Below are 19,590 nucleotides of genomic sequence, written 5' to 3'. Positions count from 1 at the left end.
CCCGCCACCGGAGGACCCCCATGAATTTCGACCTCACCTCTGAACAGCAGCAGTTGCGCGATGCCGTGGCGACGCTGGGCAAGAAGTACGGCCACGAGTACTTCGTCGGCAAGGCCCGGGCCGGCGAGCACACCGACGAGCTCTGGGCCGAAGCCGGCCGGCAGGGCTATCTCGGCGTCAACATCGCCGAGGAGTACGGCGGTGGCGGCGGCGGCATCACCGAGCTGACGATCGTCTGCGAGGAGCTGGCGGCATCCGGCTGCCCGCTGTTGCTGCTGGTCGTCTCCCCCGCGATCGCCGCCACGGTGATCGGCAAACACGGCACCCCGGACCAGCGCAAGCAGTTCCTGCCGGGCATCGCCGACGGCAGCCTGAAGTTCTCCTTCGCCATCACCGAGCCGGAGGCGGGGTCGAACTTCCACCGCCTCGGCACGGTTGCCCGCCGCGACGGCGACGACTGGCTGCTCTCGGGCCGCAAGTGCTTCATCTCCGGCGTGGACGAGGCGAAGTACGTGCTTGTCGTGGCCCGCACCGAGGACGCGGCGACGGGCAAGCTCAAGCCGGCGCTCTTCGTGGTGCCCACCGACGCGCCCGGCATGGAGCGCTCCAAGCTGGACATGGAGATCCTCTCGCCGGAGAACCAGTTCATGCTCTACCTCGACGACGTACGGCTGCCCGCCGACGCGCTCGTCGGCGACCTGGATTCCGGCCTGCCGGCGCTCTTCTCCGGCCTCAACCCGGAGCGGATCACGGTCGCCGCGATGGGCGCCGGCACCGGCCGGTACGCCATCGAGCGCGGCTCGGCCTACACCGCCAGCCGCAAGGTCTGGGGCGGGCGCAGCATCGGCTCCCACCAGGGAGTGGCGCACCAGCTGGCCCACGCGGCCGTACAGGTGGAGCTGGCCCGGCTGATGATCTACAAGGCCGCGTCGCTCTACGACAGCGGCCGGGACCTGGAGGCCGCCGTCTCGGCGAACATGGCCAAGTACGCCGCCGGGGAGGCCGCCGCGCTCGCCGTCGACACCGCCATCCAGGTCCACGGCGGCAACGGCATGAGCAGCGAGTACGGCGTGGCGACCCTGCTGGGCGCGGTGCGGGCCGGCCGGATCGCCCCGGTCAGCCGGGAGATGATCCTCAACTTCGTCGCCCAGCACGTGCTGGGCCAGGAGAAGTCGTACTGAGATTTCCACCCGGGCGGGTGCTGTCGCGGCCAACGCGGCGGCACCCGCCCGACGCACGTCCGGGCCCGGCTGCGGACGCCCACGGTGGGGTCGTCCCCGGTCAGCCGCCGGCGATCGAGGGCAGCACCTGCACCTGCGCGCCGGCGCCGACCGGGGTGGCGAGCCCGGCCAGCTGCCGACAGTCCTCGCCGTCGACGTAGACGTTGACGTAGCGGCGCAGCTCACCCTGCTCGTCGCGGATGCGCCGGGCCAGCCGGGGCCAGCGCTGCCCGACCTCGTCGAGCACGCTGCCCAGCGTGCCGGTGGCCGCGACCTCCAGGCGGGACCGCCCCTCCGCCTCGCCCCGCAGCACCCCGGGAAGCAGCACGATCACCACGGCTCACACCTCGGCGGCGCGTACGCAGAGCACGTCCGGCAGGTGCGCGGCGATCAGGGACCAGCTCTCCCCCTCGTCGCGGCTGCCGTAGACCGTGCCGGAACGGGTGCCGAAGTAGACCCCGGCCGGGTCGGCGTCGTCGGCGCACATGGCGTCGCGCAGCACCGCCGGGTAGAAGTCCCCCGCCGGCAGCCCTTGCGACAGCGCCTCCCAGCTGGAGCCGGCATCGCCGGAGCGGTAGACCCGGCAGCGGCGGTCCGGCGGGAAGCGGGAGATGTCCGCCTCCAGGGGGAAGTTCCAGATCGTCCCGGAGCGACGCGGGTGGGCGACCATCGCGAAGCCGAAGTCGCTCGGCAACCCCGCGGCGATCGACGTCCAGTTCCGGCCGTCGTCGTCGGAGCGGTAGACGCCGTGATGGTTCTGCGCGTAGAGCCGGTCCGGGGCGACCGGATCGCGGGCCACCTTGTGCACACACTGGCCGAACTCCGGCAACTCGTCGGGCAGGAAGGGCGCCCGGATACCGGTGTTCGACGCCTGCCAGCTCACACCGGCGTCCTCGGTGCGGTAGACCCCGCCGGCGGACATCGCGACCAGCACCCGGCCCGGGTCGTCGGGGTGCGGCAGCACCGTGTGGATGGCCTGGCCGCCGAAGCCTTCGCCCCACTCGGGCCGGTGCGGATGGTCCCAGAGCGGCCGGATCAGCTCGTAGTGCACGCCGCCGTCCTCGGAGCGGAACAACGCCGAGGGCTGGGTGCCGGCGTAGACGACCTCCGGCTCGTCGGCGCCGGCCGGGGCTATCTGCCAGACCGCCTGCAGGCTCGCGCCGGTGTCGGCCGGGAACGCGATCGGCGGCTGTTGCGGCTCCCGCCAGGAGCGCCCGAGGTCGTCGCTGGTGGCGAAGGTCGGACCCCAGTGGCTGCTGGCGAAGCCCGCCAGCAGACGCGGGGTGGGACGTCTGGTGTCCAAGGCGACCGAATAGATCGCGTTCATCGGAAACTGCGCGCCGCCTACCTGCCAGCCGCCACGGTCGTCGCTGGTGGCCAGGAAGAGACCCTTGCTCGTGCCGATCGCGAGGAGAACCGGCATGCCACACCTCCGCTCCGGCGCGCGGACGCGCACCTGAGTGACCAGTATGGATGGCCCGTCCGACACTTCCGGTCAGCGAATCACGCCGACGCCCTGCTCAGCCGCCCAGAGTCGGCCCGACGAGGGCGTTGTGCCCCTGCCCGGCGAGACAGCGGTACGTGCCGCGGTCGGCCACCGGCAGCACCTCCAGATCCCATCCGTCGGCACTGGGGACTCCGGTCGCCAGCCGGAACGTCCGCTCGTTGCAGACCGCGCGTACCTGCGGGTCGGCCTTGACGGTGCCGTGGTCGGCGGCGGCGACGCGCGGCGGCAGGTCACCAACGGCGTAGCTCTCCCAGGTGTGCCGCCCGGCGCAGGGCACCGGCTCGGCGCCGGGCGGCGGGCCGCCGGGCCCGAGCGGCCCGTAACACTCCGGTTCCATCGTGCAGCGGCCACCGCCGGGCAGCGGTTCGGCGCAGCCCGACTGCGCGCCGATCCCGACCCCGGTGGCGGTGACCGAGGGCTGGGCGATCCGTCCCCCGGCCGGCTCGGAACCCCCACCGGCGAACCAGGCGCCCGCGCCGGCCGAGGCGACCATCGACAGCACCAGTCCCGCGCCGAGGAACCAGGGCCGCCAGCGCCGTGCCCGCGTGTCCTCCACGGGCACCGTCTCTTCCCCGGAGCGTGGCGCCGGGGCGCCGGGGGCGCCGATCGCCGGGGCGGGCAGGTAGCCGAGGCTCGCCGAGGCGGAACCGGCGTCGCCGGGCTGGCCGGGCAGCGGCAGTGCCGCCAGGGTGTCACGCAGCTGCACCGCCGACGGCCGGGCCGAAGGATCGTTGGACATCCCGTGCCGCAGCACGTCGACCAGCTCCTCCGGCACCCCCGGCAGCCCCGGGACCGGCCGGTGGAACAGCTCCAGCACGGTCGCCAGGCTCGGGTTGCGGTCCTGCGCCGACCAGCGCGGCGGCCGGCCGTGCATCACCGCGTACAGGGTGGCGCAGAGGGCGTAGACGTCGACCGCGGGCGACGGCTCGTGGTGGTCGAATGCCTCCGGCGCGGCGTACGCCGGGGTGAGGACCTCCATCGTCACCGTCGGGTCCCGCATCTCGCCGAGCACCGCCAGCCCGAAGTCGGCCAGCACCGCGGTGTTGAAGTGCGAGTAGAGGATGTTGGCGGGTTTGACGTCGCGGTGCAGGACGCCGGAGGCGTGCGAGTGAGCCAGCGCGTCGGCGATCTTCACCCCGAGGTCGCGTGCCTCGGCCGCACCGAGGCCGCCGCCGCGCATCCGCTCCGCGTACGACCCGTCGCAGAGCTCCATGATCAGGTAGGGGTGCTGGTCCGGCGTGACCCCGACGTCGAAGAGGTCGACCACGTGCGGGTGCGATGACATCCGCCCGGCGGCCCGCGCCTCGCGCAGGAACCGCGCCTGATCACGCTCACTGTCCAGGGTGCGGTTCTCCACCTTGACCGCGACCTCACGCCCGACCGACACCTGGGTGGCGCGGAAGATCGTGGCATAGCCACCCCGGGCGAAGACCCGCAGATCGGTCAAACCGGGGATGACGGGCGTCGGCAGAGCTCCGGGCACGGTCTCGCTCACCCCAAGAAAATAGCGAACGGGTCTGACCCCACGGTGTCACGCATCGGACCGCACCGCTTCGGGCGCCGCCGCCGGCAGGCTCCGCCCGTCCCGGCGCAGCCCCACCGCCGTGGCGACCGCCCCGAGCCCCTCCCAGACCGCCACCCCGAGGAACATCACCGGCGCCACGCCGAAGACCACCACGAGGGTGAAGACGCTGAACGTGAGCAGCCGGAACCAGACGGTGAAACGGTAGAAGGCCCGCCACTCGGTGTGCGCGGCGACCAGGTAGTAGACGCCCATGTTGAACGAGGCCATCGATGACGCATAGAGGAAGGTACGCGTGAAGTCCCCATCGGCGCGCTGCGCGGCCGGGATCACCTCGAACCCCAGCAACGTCAGCAGCAGCTCCGGACGCGCCAGCCCGGCCGCGCCCATCAGCAGCGCCAGCACGCCGAAAACGGCGATCGTCCAGCCTGCGGTCGAGCGGGGCTTCCTCATCGCGTCCTCCCGGTTTGCCCGCCGTACGTCCACTACGGACGCCACGGGAGGTCCACGCTAGCGGTTCGGCGACTCTGGGACATCGGCGGAAACGGCAGGGCCGACGTTCGGCGGCCGCAACCGGGCCAGCAGCGCGTCCGCCCCGGCCCGCTCGCTGACCTGCTCGGTGGAGTACGCCAGCCGGATCGCCTCCGCGGCCGCCGCGCCGGCCTCCTCCCGCGCGTCGTTGGCCGCCAGCGCCGCAGCCAGCACCTGCGCGGCGATCACCTGGCTGCGCACGTCCTCGGCCGGCGCGGCGACCGCCCGCCGCGCCCAGTCCAGCCCCTGCTCGAGCTGGCCGTGCGCCAGCAGCGCCCCGGCGTAGCGGGCCAGTGCCTGCCGGCGGGAGAAGAGCAGCGCCGAACCGCCGCTGGCCGACACGGCGGTGGCGACGGGGGCGAGCAGCCCCACTGCGGTGGCGGAGTCGCCGTCGGCGAGCCGGGCCATCGCCAGCAGCACCCGCGGCCCCACCTGGGCGGGCGCGCGCGGATTGTGCGGCTCCACCGCGGCCAGCACGGCGCGGGCGTCCCGCTCCGCCCGGTCGGCGTCGCCGGCCTCCAGCGCCACGAAACCCCGCAGGGTGCCCGCCATCCCGGTCAGCAGCGGATGTGCTGCCCGCTCGCCGTACCGCAGAGCGTCGGTGAGCAGGTCGGTTGCGTGCGCCGGCTCGCCCAGCCCGCGCGCCACCACGCCCCGCGCGACCAGCGCGAAGCCGCGCCCCCAGTCGTCAGCCGCCAGGGCGAAGTCCCGGTACGCCTGCCGCGCCGCCCGGTCGGCCTCGGCGAGGTGCCCCAGCTCGGCGGTGGCGAACGCCTCGACCGCGCGCAGAGTGCCGACCGCCCAGGCCTCCCCGACCCGCTCACCGAACGGCAGGAAGACCCGGGCCAGCCGGGTGGCGTCGGTGAGCCGGCCGGCGAGCAGCCGCGCGAAGGCGGTGGTGCCGCGCAGCCAGGCCCGGCCGTAGGGGTCGTGCAGCTCGGCGAAGAGCCGGGCGGCCCGGCCGAGCACCGCGTCGGCCCCGGCGAAGTCACCCCGGGTGGTGGTCACCCAGGCCAGGTTCTGCAGCGACCACGCCTGCCCCCGCGGATCGCCGGCGGCCACACTGATCTGGTACGACGACGCGAGGCGGCTGCTGGCCTGGCTGAGCCGCCCGCCGATGAAGTCGGCCATGCCCAGGCGCCGCAGCGCGGAAGCCCGCAGCGACGGCACGTTCGCCTCGCCGGCGACCTGCAGCGCCTCCTGCCAGACCTGTGTGGCGCGGTCCCGGTCGCCCAGCGTCTGGTGCGACTGTCCGCAGACCAGCAGCGCCGCCGCCCGGGTCGCCGGGTCGTCGCCGGCGTTGGCGACCATCTTCTCGGCGAGGGCGAGCGCGTCGGCGGCCCGGCCGACCTGGATCAGGGCCCGCGCCTGGACCAGCCGGTCGGCGGCGGGCATCGCGTCACCGGCGAGGGCGACGGCGCGGTCGGCGTACTCGACGGCGGCGGTCGGCTCCCCCAGCGACATGGCGCGGCGGGCAGCGCGGCCCAGGGCGGCGATCCCGCACGGCACGACCGCGCGGGGCGTGGCGTCCGGGCGCAGTCCGACGGCGTCGGCGAGGGTGGCGGCGCGTTCGACATGGGCGGCGATGAACTCGTCCCGGTCCGCCTCGGTCGTGCCGGCCGGCGCGGCGCCGCCACCGTCCGGGTCGGCCCAGCGGGCCAGCGCCGCGTGCCGTTCGGCCAGGTCGGCCTTGCCGATTCCGCCGTACGCGGCCTCCCGCATCAGTGGGGTGGCGAAGGCGTAACCGTTGCGGGTGCGGTGCAGCATCCGCCGCTGCAGCAGCTCCTCGACGGCGCGTTCGAGCTCGACCGCGGCCACCGCCGTGGGCCGGCTGTCCCAGCCGCCCCGCCGGTCGCGGAGCGCGACGAGCGCGGCGGCGGGGATCGTGTCGCCGACGACGGCGGCGTCGCGCAGCACCGAGCGGGCGTCGGCGGGCAGTGCGTCGATTCGCGCGGCGAGCACCGCCGCCAGGTCGCGGGAGAGCAGCCGGCTGCCGAGCGACCCGGGCACCAGCCGCCAGCCGCCGGCGGCGGCCGCCGCGCTGCGCGAGCCCGCCGGCTGTCGTTCCGAGACGGTGGTCAGGGCGCCGCGTTCGATCAGCAGGGTCACCAGTTCGGCCAGGTAGAAGGCGTTGCCCTGGGCGGTGCGCAGCAGCCGGTCGGCGTCGGCCTGCGGCAGCCGGCCACCGCCGAGGTAGCTGGTGAGCAGCCGTTCGGCGTCCGCGCCCCGCAGCGGCGGGAGGGCGTGCACCTCCGCGTCGGCGACCCGGGTCAGCGTGCCCGCGGTGCGGACCAGCTCCGGGCGGCCCAGCAGCAGCACCAGCACCGGGCCTTCGAGCCGGTTGAGGGTCACACCGAGGGCGTTGACGGTCTCCGTGGTGGCGTCGTGCAGGTCGTCGACGACCACCACCAGGGGCGCTTCGGCGGCGAGCGCGTTGAGCAGGCCTGCCACGGCGCCGGGCACGGCATCGGAGTCTCCGGGCGCGTTCTTGGCCGCCCACTCCCCGGCGTCGGTGGCGCTGCCCTGCTGGGTGGCGAGTTCACCGTGGCCGAGCAGGGCGAGCAGCTGGTCGGTGGCGATCGGCGGGGCGTCGCGCCGGTTGCGGGCCAGCCGCTGGGCGAGTTTGCGCAGCCGCTCCTCCACCACCGAGCGGGTCACGGCGGTCGAGGAGCCGGTGGGCAGCCCTACCGCCACCCGGACCAGGTCGGCCAGGGGTGCGAGCCGGCGTCGTTCGCCGAAGGCGGCGCAGCGCACGGAGAGGACCCGGGCGCCGCCGTGCGCGGCGTACCGGCCGGTGGCGACGTCCCGGCCGCCGGCGAGGCGCTCCACCTCGGCGGCGAAGCGGCTCTTGCCGATGCCGGCCTCGGCGGTCATCAGCAGCACCCGGGGCTCGCCGCGGTCGATGACCTCGGCGAGCCGGCCGGCCACGGTGCCCATCTCGGCCTCCCGGCCGACGAAGGGCGCCTCGTCGCCGAGACCGGAGCGGGTGCCGGGGGCGTCCAGGAGACCGAGCAGCTCGTACGCCTCGACCGGTTCGCGCTTGCCCTTGAGCCGCAGCGGGCGCAGCGCCCGCCAGGAGACGACGTGCCGGGTGACCGCGGCGGTGCCGGCGCCGGCGTAGACGGTGCCGATGGCCGCGGCGTCGGCGAGCCGGGCCGCGGTGTTGACGGTGTCACCGATGACTGTGTATTCGATGGCGGCCTGGATGCCGGCGACGACGTCGCCGGTGTTGAGCCCGACCCGCAGCCCGAGCGGGGCGCCGCCGCCGCGTTCGTCGTCGAGGACCCGGCGTACGGCGCGCTGCATGGAGAGCGCGGCGCGCACGGCCCGCTCGGCGTCGTCCTCGTGGGCGACGGGGGCGCCGAAGACTGCCATGATCCCGTCGCCGGTCAGCTTGTCGACGTGCCCGCCGAAGGCCTTGACCGCGCCGGCGAGGGCGGCGAGCACCCGGTCGGTGACGGCGCCGACCCGCTCCGGGTCGAGATCCTCCGACCAGGAGGTGAAGTCGGAGAGGTCGCCGAAGAGCACGGTGACGACCCGCCGCTCGGCGGCGGGCAGGGTCGCGGCGGCCGGCAGCGCGGCGCCGCAGTTGTGGCAGAACCGGGCGCCGGGGACGGCGACGGTCCCGCACACCGGACAGGTCACGGCAGGTCCAACCCGCCGGCCCCCGGGTCGAATTCCCGCCGCTGGGCCAGGTAGGCGAGCTGGGCCCGGACCGACCAGGTGGCGGCCGGCCAGAGGGAGGGGTCGACGTCGGCGTAGATGTGGGCGACGACCTCGGGTGCGGTGCTGATCCCGGCCGCGAGGGCGGCGCGGACCTGGTCGAGGCGGGCGCGGCGGTGGGCCAGGTAGAAGCCGGCGGCGACGGCGCAGTCGGCCAGCGCCGGCCCGTGCCCGGGCAGGGCCGTGATCCCCTGGTACGCGCCGAGCAGCTCCAGGCTCTCCAGGTACGCCCCGAGGTTGCCGTCCGGGTACGCCACGACGGTGGTGCCCCGGCCGAGGATGGTGTCGCCGGTGAGGATCACCTGCTCGTCGCCGCGGCGGACCAGGTAGGCGACCGAGTCGGCGGTGTGGCCGGGGACGGCGACCGGGGTGATGTCAAGGCCGTGGCCGGCCAGCCGGGTCGCCGCGGTGATCGGTTCGGCGTCGCGGCAGTACGCGGCGTCGACGGCCCGCACCGGCGCGCCGCCGAGGAGCCCGGCGAGGGTGTCGACTCCGTCGGTGTGGTCACCGTGCCCGTGGGTGATCAGGACACCGCCGACGGGGGTGTGCGCGGCGATCCGGGCCAGATGCCCGGCGTCGTCCGGGCCCGGGTCGATGATCAGCGCGGGCGCGCCGGGTTCGGCGCGCAGCACCCAGGTGTTGGTGCCCTCCAGCGTCATCGGCCCCGGGTTGGGTGCGCGCAGCAGCGTCACCCAGTCCGGAAGCCGATCGGCCAGCGCCGCGGCCGGCGTCGTCACATGCCCCGTCATGGCTGCGATCGTACGACCTCAGCGGGGGTGCCGACCGCAGCGCGGACGCAAGCCGGACAGCCGCCGCGATATGCCGCGCTACCGACGAAAAACGACCATCAGCGCCTATTCGCCTCAGGCGATCTCGACGATGAACTCCACCTCGACCGGGGCGCCCAGCGGCAGCTCGGCGACACCGACGGCGCTGCGGGCATGCCGGCCGGCCTCACCGAAGACGGCGCCCATCAGCTCGGAGGCGCCGTTGATCACGCCGGGGACGGCGGTGAAGCCGGGGGCTACGGCGACGAAGCCGGTGAGCTTCACCACCCGGGTCACCCGGTCCAGGCCGACCAGCGCGTCGATCGCCGCGAGAGCGTTGAGGGCGCAGCGCTTGGCGAGCTCCTTCGCCTGCTCGGCGGTGACCTCGGCGCCGACCTTGCCGCTGGCGACGAGCGTGCCGTCGACCATGGGCAGCTGCCCGGAGACGTAGACGTGCTGCCCGGACTGCACCGCCGGCACGTAGTCGGCCAGCGGCGGGGAGACCCGGGGCAGGGTCAGCCCCAGCTCGGCGAGCCTGGCCTGCACACCGCTCACGGCTTGGGCCGCTTCAGGTACGCGACGAGCTGCTCCGGGTTCGGGCCCGGCACCACGGCGACCAGCTCCCAGCCGTCCTCGCCCCAGTTGTCGAGGATCTGCTTGGTGGCGTGGATCAACAGGGGGACGGTGGAGTACTCCCACTTCTGCATGACTGATCAAGCTCCTAACTGTGGATCGTCCGGCCACAGCCTACGGGCTGCCCTGCCCTGGCGGGCCTGCCTCCTCGGTGGCGGAGGGCCCGGGCAGCCGGCCGCAGGCTCCGCTGTGGTCGTACGGCTGGGGGCAGCGGGAGCGGTCCGGCAACAGCAGATCGCAGAAGACCCGGAGCTGGTTGGTCTGGTCGTCGACGGTGGAGATGGTGGTCTCGCCGGCGTCGAACTCGGTGAGGCTGCCGAGGCGCTCGGCCAGGACCCGGGCCAGCACGGTGGCGGCGTCCAGATCGTCGACCCGCACGGGCAGGTGGATGACGTACCCGGTGTCGTCCTCGTCGGCGCGGGGCACCAGCCCCGGGCGGGCGAGGAGGGCGTCGCCCCGGTCCGCGCCGACCTCGGCCCGCCGCAGGCCGGGGTGACCGAGGTGGAGCTGGGGCGGCTTCTCCGCAGGGTCGTGCATGCCGGCCTCCAGGCGGGTTGTCGACGAGTCGCCGCCCGGCCGGACCGGCCTGGGTGCCGTCCGCGCCCTTCGCGGCACCCGCCGACGCTAGGCAGCGAAGGCGACAGTCACAACTGGACGCGCCCAATAGGGGACAAAAAGCAGGAACGGGATTTCCTGTCACATCGGTCCCGGCAGGTGGCTGCTCATTCGGGCCCGACGCCGCTACCCTCTCCTGCGAGCCGTACCGGATCCGCTCGATGCCCCAGGGGAGAAAATGACCCAGCCGCCGCACCAGCCTGGCCAACTGCCGGACGATTCCCGGGCACCGGAGGGCGGGCCGGGCGAACCCCCGGTCTCGCCGCAGACCGCCCCGCAGACCCCGACGGCAGCCGCCCCGCAGACGCCGACCGCCGCCGCGCCGCAGACGCCGACCGCCGCCGCGCCGGGACAGCACACGTACGACGCGTCCGGCCAACCTGTGTCCGCCGCTCCGGAACAACCCGCGTACGGCGCACCCGGACAGCCTCCGTACGGCGCTCCGGGTCAGCCTCCGCAGGGAGCACCCGGACAGTCTCCGTACGGCGCACCGGGCCAGCCTCCGCAGGGAGCACCCGGACAGTCTCCGTACGGCGCACCCGGCCAGCCTCCGTACGGCGCACCCGGCCAGCCTCCGTACGGCGCACCTGGTCAGCCCGCGTACGGCGCTCCGGGCCAGGCTCCGTACGGCGTACCTGGTCAGCCGGGGGCGTTCGGAGAGCCGGGGGCCCTGCCCGTCCCGGCGAAGAAGAGCCGCAAGTGGCTCATTCTCGGAATCACCGCGGGGGTACTGGCCCTGCTCGCCGGCGGCGGCGTTACCGCGGCCGTACTGGTGGCGCGCGACGCCGACGCCGGCCGGGGCGCACCCTCGGCCGGCGAGGCGGTCACCGAGTTCATGCGGGCGACCTACCGCGACCGCGACCACGACCGGGCGGCCGAACTGGTCTGCGGTCAGGCGCTGGACCGGCAGCGCCTCGACTCCAAGATCAACGAGATCGAGGAGCTGGTCGGCCCCTCGGGTGGTCTCTTCGCCTGGACCGATCCGACGGTGACCGAGGAGTCCGAGCAGACCGCGACGGTCACCACGACGGTGAAGCTGACCACGAACGACGAGCGGGTCTCGTCGGTGGACCTGCGGTTCGTGGTGGTGCGCAACGACCGGTGGCTGGTCTGCGAGGTCTCCTGAGCGCCGGGGCTGGTTAGGCTCGACAGGTGGCAGCAGTTGAGCAGGAGACCGGTTCGGCCGGCGCGGGCTGGCCCGCGCGGCTTCACGTCGTGACCGGCAAGGGCGGCACCGGCAAGACGACGGCCGCCGCCGCGCTGGCGCTGGCGCTGGCCACCGAGGGTCGCCGGACGTTGCTGTTGGAGGTCGAAGGGCGCCAGGGCATCGCCCAGCTCTTCGGCCTCGACCCGTTGCCCTACGAGGAGCGGCCCCTGGTCCGGGCGCCCGGCGGCGGAGAGGTCTGGGCGCTGCCGGTGGACGCCGAGGCGGCGCTGCTGGAGTACCTGGACCTCTTCTACAAGCTCGGCGCGGCCGGGCGGGCGTTGCGCAAGCTCGGCGCCGTCGACTTCGCCACCACCATCGCACCCGGGCTGCGGGACGTCCTGCTGACCGGCAAGGCGAAGGAGGCGACGACCCGCACCAGCCGCGACGGGCGCCGCGTCTACGACGCGGTGGTCGTGGACGCGCCACCGACCGGGCGGATCGGCCGGTTCCTGAACGTCACCGCGGAGACCGCGCGGCTGGCGAAGGTCGGGCCGATCAAGACCCAGAGCGAGGGAGTGGCCGCGCTGCTGCGCTCGCCGATGACGGCGGTGCACGTGGTGACGCTGCTGGAGGAGATGCCGGTCCAGGAGACGCTGGACGCTGTCGCCGAGCTGACGTCGCTGGGTTTCCCGGTCGGACGCGTCATCGTCAACGCCGCCCGTCCGGGGCCGGCGGTCAACCGGGTGACTCGCGAGGAGCTGCGCCGGGGCCTGGCCGCCGCCGGCCTGCCCGCCGACCGCGTCACGGTGGCCGGCCTGCACGCCGAGGCGCGGGACGCGTTGACCCGGCGGGAGCTGGAGGAGTCGCTGCGCCGGGATCTGGCCGAGCTGAAGCTGCCGATGGTGGAGCTGCCGTTGCTGATCGGCGGCGTCGACCGGGCCGGACTCGACGATCTCGCCGAGCGGCTGGCCGCCGCCGACTGACTCACACCATCGCCGCTCCCGGGCGACATCGCCGCCGTTGCCGATACGCTCGGAAGGTGCCTCCCGTACCCGCAGCCCCGCAGCTGGACGTAGATGAGATTCTCTCCGATCCGGAGATCCGGATCGTGGTCTGCTGCGGCGCGGGCGGCGTCGGCAAGACCACGACGGCCGCGGCGCTGGCCCTGCGCGCCGCCGAGCGGCACGGACGGCGCACGGTCGTGCTCACCATCGACCCGGCCCGGCGGCTGGCGCAGTCGCTCGGCCTGACCGAGCTGGACAACACCCCCCGCCAGGTCAAGGGGATCGACGCCGAGGTCGCCGGCGGCGAGCTGCACGCCATGATGCTCGACATGAAGCGCACCTTCGACGACGTGGTGCTCGCGCACACCGACCCGGAGAAGGCCGCCGAGATCTTCGCCAACCCGTTCTACCAGGCGATGAGCTCCACCTTCGCGGGCACGCAGGAGTACATGGCGATGGAGAAGCTCGGGCAGCTGCACTCCCGGGGCGAGTGGGACCTGATCGTGGTCGACACCCCGCCGTCACGCTCGGCGCTGGACTTCCTCGACGCCCCGGCCCGGCTGTCGCGTTTCCTCGACGGCAAGATGCTGCGACTGCTGATGGCCCCGGCCCGCGGTGGGCGCAGCATGTTCAGCCTGGTGACCGCCTCGTTCGGGGTCTTCTCGCGGGTGGTGCAGAAGGTGCTCGGCGCGCAACTGCTGACCGACCTGTCGGGCTTCGTCGCCGCCCTGGACTCCATGTTCGGCGGGTTCCGCCGGCGGGCCGAGCAGACGTACCAGATCCTGCAGGCCCGGGAGACCGCGTTCCTGCTGGTCGCGACCCCCGAGCCGGATGCGGTACGCGAGGCCGAGTACTTCGCCGGCCGGCTGCGCGAGGAGCGGATGCCGCTGGCAGGGCTGGTCTTCAACCGGGTGCACCGGGCGGCGGTGCAGCACCCGGACGAAGCGGCCAGCCTCGCGGCGGCCGACCGGCTGGCGGCGCTCGGCGGGCACGAGGGCACTGTGGAGACGCTGCGGGCACACGCGGCGCTGCTGCGCCTGGCGGCGCGGGAGCAGCGGGTGGCGGCCTCCTTCACCGAGGCGTTCACGCAGGTGCCGACGGTGGCCGTGACAGCACAACCCGCCGACGTCCACGACGTCGACGGGTTGCGAACGATCGGTGCGGCGATCAGCTGTTGACCAGGACCTTGTCCTTGTTCTTCATGGCGGCCTCGAACATTTTCCGCCAGCTCGCCACCTGGGGGTGCCGGCGCAGCAACGCGCGCCGCTCGCGCTCGGTCATGCCGCCCCACACGCCGAACTCGATGCGGTTGTCGAGCGCGTCGGCGAGGCATTCGTAGCGCACCGGGCAGCTACGGCAGATACGTTTCGCGACGTTCTGCTCCGCGCCCTGCACGAAGAGCGCGTCCGGGTCGCCGTTCTGACACGCTGCCAACGTGGGCCAGTCAGTGATCATGGCCATCTGTACTCGTCCCCCCTTGCTTTCCCGCTTACCAGCCTCGGTGCCGGCAGCCGGCAGTGAACCCCCGACCGTCCCGCTGTCGCCGTGATCCGGGCAGCGCGGACGAGATGCGGCGTTGTCGCCGCCTACATCATGCTCTGTAGTCATACGATTACGCAACGTTGTCGGTCAAATCCATCATTTGGGACACTCCACACTTTCCGTCAAGCTGCGCCCGCTTACCCCGCCCCAGTTGATGAAAACGCCGTAGCTCCCCTGGTTCTGGAGGAGACTCACGCCAGGACCGCCGCACCGGCCGGCCCGGCACCGGCACCGCCGGACGAGTCGGCCAGAAGGAGCACCCGTACCAGCAGATTCGTCCCGGCACCGGGCGTTTAGCACAACGAGCGCTGATCGCGATTGGAAATGGCAAGAACGCCGCGACGCACCTCGTTGCGTGTTCCCGTACCCTGGCCGGGTGACCTGGATGCGGAAGCGTGACCACCATGTGCTTACCAACGCCGCATCGCTACTGATCTGTGGACTCCTGGCCGGCGTCGTGGTGGCCGCCGCCGCATTTCCCGCAGTAGCGATGACGGGCCTTGCCGCGAAAGCGGGCGCGGAAGCCTTTGACAACCTGCCCAGCGAACTCACCGTCAAACGGGCGCCGCAGATCAGCTACGTCTATGCCAGCGACGGCAAGACAGTCCTCGCCACCATGTACGACGAGAACCGTCGCGACGTGAAGCTCGCCGACATCTCGCCCGACATGCAGAAGGCGATCATCGCCGCGGAGGACCACAACTTCTACGAGCACAACGGGGTGGACGTCAAGGGCGTCGCCCGGGCGTTCATCAACAACAGCGCCGGCGCCAGCCACCAGCAGGGCGCCTCCACCCTCACCATGCAGTACGTCCGGCTCGCGATCGCGTACTCGGCCACCCACCCCCAGGACGTGGTCGCCGCGACCGAGGACACCGCCGGGCGCAAGATGCGCGAGATGAGCTACGCGCTGCAGGTGACCAAGCAGTACACCAAGGACGAGGTCCTCGAGCGCTATCTGAACATCGCCGCCTTCGGCAACGGCGCGTACGGCGTCTACGCGGCCTCGCAGGTCTACTTCGGCAAGCACCCGCGCGACCTCAATGTCGAGGAGTCGGCGATGCTCGCCGGCCTGGTCAAGGCCCCGACCGAGTTCAACCCGGCCACCGAGAACGGCTACCCGCAGGCGGTGGGCCGGCGCGACTACGTCATCGACAACATGCAGAAGCTCGGCTTCATCACCACCGAGCAGGCCGAGCAGGCCAAGAAGGTGAAGCTGGTCGTCAAGGGCAAGCGGGCCGGCAACGGCTGCGTGGCGGCCAACAAGAACACCGGCTTCTTCTGCGACTACTTCTACCGCTGGTGGATGGATCAGGAGACCTTCGGCAGCACCACCTACGACCGGGAGCGCCGGCTCAAGAGCGGCGGCTACGCCATCACCACCACTCTGGACCTCAAGGCGCAGACCGCGGCCAACCGGGCCGTCAAGGAGCAGGTGAGCTACAACGACAAGCGCGCGCTGATGGTCGCCGCGGTCGAGCCGGGCACCGGGTACGTCCGGGCGATGGCGGTGAACCGCTTCTTCAAGCTCGACGACCCGGCCAGGCCGAAGAACAAGATTTCCTCGGATCCGGCGAAGGCCGCGAAGAAGATCCGCGGGTCGTACCCGAACACCACCAACCCGCTGATCAGCGGCAGCCCCGACATCCACGGCTACCAGTCCGGCTCGGTCTTCAAGATCTTCACGATCGTCGCGGCGCTGGAGCAGGGGTTGCCCCTGGACTACGCCATCAAGGCCCCGGCGAAGTTCGTCTCGGACTACCCGAACATCCCGGGTCCGGCCACCTGCCCCAAGAACGGCATCCACTACTACTGCCCGACCAACGCCGGCGGTGGCGGTGCCGGCACCTACCGGATGTGGGACGCCTTCGGTGCCTCGGTGAACACCTACTTCATCCCGCTGCAGCAGCAGGTCGGCTCGGACAAGGTCATCGACGCCGCGCAGCGGCTCGGCATCAAGTTCCGCGCCGCGAGTGATGCAAAGAAGACCACCAAGGAGGGCGGTTCGGACGGGTGGGGCGCCTTCAGTCTCGGTGTCTCGGCAACCACCCCGCTGGACGTCGCCACCGCGTACGCCACCCTCGCTGCCGACGGCAAGCACTGTGAGCCGATCCCAGTGCAGAAGATCGTCGACCTTGAGGGCAAAAAGCTCGACGTCGCGCAGCCCCGCTGCGAGCAGGTGATCTCCAAACAGGTGGCGCGCGGCGCGATCGACGCGGCCCGCTGCCCGGTCGGCGACCGCTCCGACACCACGAAGTGCAACGGCCAGGCCACGGTCGGCATGGCACGCGGCATGGTCGGCAAGCCGCTGGCCGGCAAGACCGGCACCACCGACGGCGAGAAGGTCGCCACGCTGGCGCTGACCACCAAGCAGCTGGCGGTCGCCGGGTTCCTCACCGACCCCGACTGGCCGGACACCAACCAGCGGATGGACCACAACACCGTCAACCCGGCGGTCATCGCCACCATGCGGGACGCCCTGGCGGGCAAGAAGGCCATCAACTTCACGCCGCCGAACGCCAACACCGTCTACGGCGATCAGCGCGCCATCCCGAACGTCTCCTGCCAGTCGGTCTCGGCAGCCCAGGAGCGGCTGCGGGAAGCCGGGTTCCGGGTCAGTGTGAGCAGCACCCGGGTCGCCTCCCGCTGCCCGGCCGGCCAGGTGGCGGGCACCAGCCCGGGTGACCGCACCGTCAAGGGCGGCCTGGTCGAGATCCAGATCAGCAGCGGTCGCGGGGGCGATGACGACGACAAGCCTCGCCGCCCCGGGCGCGGCAACTGAGCCGCCCTACGGCCGTGAACGCATAACGGGCGGGCACCCCCTGGGGGTGCCCGCCCGTTCCGTGTCCGCGTACGGGTCAGCTGGCGGCGAGCTGCCGGCGTACCTCGGCGGCGACCCGGCCGCCCTCGGCCCGGCCGGCGACGGCGGCCTGGGCGGCCTTCATCGCCGGGCCCATCTGCCCCATCCCGTTGAAGCCGCCCTCGGCGAGCGCCACGGCGACCAGCTCGGCCAGCTCCGCGTCGTCAAGTTGCTTCGGCAGGTACCGGTCGAGGATCTCCCCCTCGGCCCGCTCCTTGGCGGCCTGCTCATCCCGGCCCGCCTCGGCGAAGGCGGTCGCGGCCTCGCGGCGCTTCTTCGACTCCTTGGTGAGCACGGCGAGCACCTCGTCGTCGGAGAGCTCCCGCTTGGTCTTGCCGGCGACCTCGGCGGTGCCGATGGCGGCCAGCGCCATCCGCAGGGTGGAGGTGGTCAGCTCGTCACGGGCCTTCAGCGCTGCGCGCATGTCGGCGGTCAGGGAGTCCTTCAAGGTGCTCATGGCTGCTCAAACTACCCTGATCGGTATGCGAAAGCGCACAGTATTCCGGCTAGCCGCCGGCACCGTCCTCGCCGGGGCCGCCACCCTCGCGTACGCCTCACTCGTCGAACGCAACCTGTTCACCCTGCGGCGGTACGACGTGCCGGTGCTCGCCACCGACACCGAACCGCTGCGGGTGCTGCACCTGTCGGACCTGCACATGATGCCCGGACAGGCCCGCAAGCAGGACTGGGTGGCGTCGCTGGCGGCGACCGACCCGGACCTGGTGGTGGTGACCGGCGACAACATGGCGCACGTCGACGCCGTACCCGGGGTGATCCGGGCCCTGGCGCCGCTGATGGAGTTCCCCGGCGCCTTCGTCTTCGGCTCCAACGACTACACCGGCCCGGTGCTGAAGAACCCCTTCTCGTACTTCCAGGCCGACCGCGAGTACGCCCACGGGGTGAACCTGCCCGCCGGGGAGCTGCGGGACCTCTTCACCGGCGCCGGCTGGGCAGACCTGAACAACGCCCGGACCACGATCAAGGCCGGCGGCCGGCTGATCGAACTGGCCGGCGTCGACGACCCGCACGTCGAGCGGGACGACTACGCCGCCGTCGCCGGCCCGGTCTCGGCCACCGCCGACCTGAGCATCGGCGTCACCCACACTCCCGAGCCGCGGCTGCTGGACGAGATGGCCGCCGACGGCTTCGACCTGCTGCTCGCCGGGCACACCCACGGCGGTCAGGTCTGCGTACCCGGGGTCGGGGCGCTGGTGACCAACTGCGGCCTACCGCGGTCGATGGCGAAGGGGCTGCACCGCTGGCCCGGCTCCAACTCCTGGCTGCACGTCTCGGCGGGCCTGGGCACCCACCCCACCGCCCCGGTCCGCTTCGCCTGCCGCCCCGAAGCCACCCTGTTGACCTTGATCCCGCGCTGATCCGTACGGCCCGCCGGGGTGCTTCCCGGCGGGCTCCGGCGGGCCCGGGGGTGCGAATTTGATCCTCCGGGCGGGTGGGCTACTATTGCTCGGCACGCCTCGGGGTGTGGCGCAGCTTGGTAGCGCGCTTCGTTCGGGACGAAGAGGTCGTCGGTTCGAATCCGGCCACCCCGACCAGAGGTACAGCAGGTCAAGGCCCCTCCACGGAGGGGCCTTGATTCGTTTCTAGGGTTCACCGCTCCTCCTGAGGCCGCGAGAAGGCAGCGAACGACGCGAGCCTGGATGGTGTCCCGCGATGAGATCGTCGGCGCCGGCACGGTGATCGCTGTGCTGGAGCTGGTCGCGCGGAAGGCTCGCGGTGAGTTGCAGAGGTCAGCGTCGTAGGAGACTGAAGCACCGCCTACACCGTGATCACTTCGGGGGTTGCAGGCCGTGTCCGGCGAGGCTCTCGGTGGCCCGGCACGACAGCTCCCCTGGCTGCCGCTGGGCGCCGGCAGGTCGCCACGCCTCCGCCGTCCCGCTGCTGCGGACACGCGCGAGGACGCAGTCGTAACGGCCGCTCTCCCGAACCGGTGAGCGCAGGGCCACGCCCACTTCCCCGCCCACGACCGCCACATCGACCCTGATCGCGGGGTCGAGCGAGAACGTGGCGAGGGGCCGCCCACACTCCGGCTTCGTCCGCGCTGGTCTCCGAGAGCACACGACGCAACTCGTCCGGCGATGGCAGCTTCGGCTCGGTCGGTGGTGGAAACGTCAACCGGGCGGCAAGCGACGGGCAGGGAACAGTCGGCGGGTCCGCCGGAGGTGCGGGTGCGAAGCGCAACTCGAAGCAGAATTCCTCACTGACCCACTCCGGCTCCAGCCATGAGCCGTCTTTGCCCGTGCCGACCACGCGGAGCACAGCGGTGACGCCGTCGGGATCAGCCGTGTCCACTCCCGAGATCGAGATCAGGTCCGCCTGCGGGGAAGCAGCTAGCGCCCGGCCGATCTGGTCCGCCGTACGAGTCCGATCGTCACTCTGGGCTCCGACTTCGGCGACGAGGTCGGACACGGCATCCCGGGCGTCCTGGGCTTGACCCGTTTCGACGGACAGGGTCGATGTGTCGATGTTAGTTAGGCTGCCTGGACCGTTGGTAGTAGGTG

At 72.7% G+C, this 19,590-nt stretch carries 17 protein-coding genes and 1 tRNA gene; 7 read left to right on the top strand and 11 right to left on the bottom strand.

Annotated elements, in window-relative coordinates:
- Positions 1-20 precede the first annotated feature (20 nt).
- Positions 21-1,181: an acyl-CoA dehydrogenase family protein gene (locus ACK8GG_RS11500; protein ID WP_440352325.1), complete on the top strand. Its 1,161-nt coding sequence runs from the start codon at positions 21-23 to the stop codon at positions 1,179-1,181.
- 100 nt (positions 1,182-1,281) lie between these two features.
- Here ACK8GG_RS11500 and ACK8GG_RS11495 read toward each other — a convergent pair whose 3' ends face one another.
- The 9 genes from ACK8GG_RS11495 to ACK8GG_RS11455 form a co-directional block, all read right to left on the bottom strand.
- Positions 1,282-1,557: a MoaD/ThiS family protein gene (locus ACK8GG_RS11495; protein WP_440349300.1), complete on the bottom strand. Its 276-nt coding sequence runs from the start codon at positions 1,555-1,557 to the stop codon at positions 1,282-1,284.
- 3 nt (positions 1,558-1,560) lie between these two features.
- Positions 1,561-2,643, bottom strand: a complete 1,083-nt coding sequence (locus ACK8GG_RS11490; RefSeq protein WP_440352324.1) for a WD40/YVTN/BNR-like repeat-containing protein — start codon at positions 2,641-2,643, stop codon at positions 1,561-1,563.
- 97 nt (positions 2,644-2,740) lie between these two features.
- On the bottom strand, positions 2,741-4,222 hold the full coding sequence (locus ACK8GG_RS11485) for a serine/threonine-protein kinase (RefSeq protein WP_440352323.1): 1,482 nt from the start codon (positions 4,220-4,222) through the stop codon (positions 2,741-2,743).
- Between the two features lie 36 nt (positions 4,223-4,258).
- Positions 4,259-4,702: a hypothetical protein gene (locus ACK8GG_RS11480; RefSeq protein ID WP_440349297.1), complete on the bottom strand. Its 444-nt coding sequence runs from the start codon at positions 4,700-4,702 to the stop codon at positions 4,259-4,261.
- 57 nt (positions 4,703-4,759) lie between these two features.
- A complete protein-coding gene (locus ACK8GG_RS11475) occupies positions 4,760-8,425 on the bottom strand; it encodes an adenylate/guanylate cyclase domain-containing protein (protein WP_440349296.1) in 3,666 nt (1,221 codons plus the stop codon).
- A complete protein-coding gene (locus ACK8GG_RS11470) occupies positions 8,422-9,252 on the bottom strand; it encodes an MBL fold metallo-hydrolase (protein ID WP_440349295.1) in 831 nt (276 codons plus the stop codon). The genes ACK8GG_RS11475 and ACK8GG_RS11470 overlap by 4 nt, the downstream gene beginning before the upstream one ends.
- Before the next feature lie 114 nt (positions 9,253-9,366).
- Positions 9,367-9,825, bottom strand: a complete 459-nt coding sequence (locus ACK8GG_RS11465) for a RidA family protein (protein WP_440352319.1) — start codon at positions 9,823-9,825, stop codon at positions 9,367-9,369.
- Positions 9,822-9,977, bottom strand: coding sequence for a Sp36 family protein (gene sp36 / locus ACK8GG_RS11460; protein ID WP_440349293.1), 156 nt, complete (start codon positions 9,975-9,977; stop codon positions 9,822-9,824). The genes ACK8GG_RS11465 and sp36 overlap by 4 nt, the downstream gene beginning before the upstream one ends.
- A 40-nt stretch (positions 9,978-10,017) precedes the next feature.
- A complete protein-coding gene (locus ACK8GG_RS11455; RefSeq protein ID WP_440352318.1) occupies positions 10,018-10,440 on the bottom strand; it encodes a hypothetical protein in 423 nt (140 codons plus the stop codon).
- A 256-nt stretch (positions 10,441-10,696) separates the two neighbouring features.
- On the opposite strand from ACK8GG_RS11455, the gene ACK8GG_RS11450 reads away from it, so the two are divergent.
- From ACK8GG_RS11450 to bagB, 3 genes are read left to right on the top strand one after another with little or no spacing between them, the layout of a single operon-like run.
- A complete protein-coding gene (locus ACK8GG_RS11450; protein WP_440352317.1) occupies positions 10,697-11,644 on the top strand; it encodes an Rv0361 family membrane protein in 948 nt (315 codons plus the stop codon).
- Between the two features lie 26 nt (positions 11,645-11,670).
- Positions 11,671-12,648 (top strand): ATPase BagA, encoded by a 978-nt coding sequence (bagA, locus tag ACK8GG_RS11445; protein WP_440349290.1) that lies wholly within the window; start codon positions 11,671-11,673, stop codon positions 12,646-12,648.
- Between the two features lie 56 nt (positions 12,649-12,704).
- Entirely contained in the window at positions 12,705-13,847 is a 1,143-nt protein-coding gene (gene bagB / locus ACK8GG_RS11440; RefSeq protein ID WP_440349289.1) for an ArsA family ATPase, read from the top strand.
- On the opposite strand, the gene ACK8GG_RS11435 is transcribed toward bagB, so the two are convergent.
- Positions 13,837-14,130 (bottom strand): WhiB family transcriptional regulator, encoded by a 294-nt coding sequence (locus ACK8GG_RS11435; RefSeq protein ID WP_440349288.1) that lies wholly within the window; start codon positions 14,128-14,130, stop codon positions 13,837-13,839. The two genes, bagB and ACK8GG_RS11435, sit on opposite strands and share 11 nt — an antisense overlap.
- Before the next feature lie 466 nt (positions 14,131-14,596).
- Between ACK8GG_RS11435 and ACK8GG_RS11430 the strand changes: the two genes are divergently transcribed.
- A complete protein-coding gene (locus ACK8GG_RS11430) occupies positions 14,597-16,993 on the top strand; it encodes a penicillin-binding protein (RefSeq protein ID WP_440356420.1) in 2,397 nt (798 codons plus the stop codon).
- A gap of 76 nt (positions 16,994-17,069) precedes the next feature.
- Here ACK8GG_RS11430 and ACK8GG_RS11425 read toward each other — a convergent pair whose 3' ends face one another.
- Entirely contained in the window at positions 17,070-17,528 is a 459-nt protein-coding gene (locus ACK8GG_RS11425) for a GatB/YqeY domain-containing protein (protein ID WP_440356278.1), read from the bottom strand.
- A 25-nt stretch (positions 17,529-17,553) separates the two neighbouring features.
- Here ACK8GG_RS11425 and ACK8GG_RS11420 point away from each other — a divergent pair, with 25 nt between their 5' ends.
- A complete protein-coding gene (locus ACK8GG_RS11420; protein WP_440356277.1) occupies positions 17,554-18,447 on the top strand; it encodes a metallophosphoesterase in 894 nt (297 codons plus the stop codon).
- Positions 18,448-18,547: 100 nt separating this feature from the next.
- A tRNA-Pro gene (locus ACK8GG_RS11415) sits at positions 18,548-18,624 on the top strand.
- The last annotated feature ends 966 nt before the right edge of the window (positions 18,625-19,590 follow it).

It is taken from the genome of Melissospora conviva (assembly GCF_049523535.1).
GTDB lineage: Bacteria > Actinomycetota > Actinomycetes > Mycobacteriales > Micromonosporaceae > Melissospora > Melissospora conviva.
This window is presented reverse-complemented; position numbering and strand designations above follow the sequence as displayed.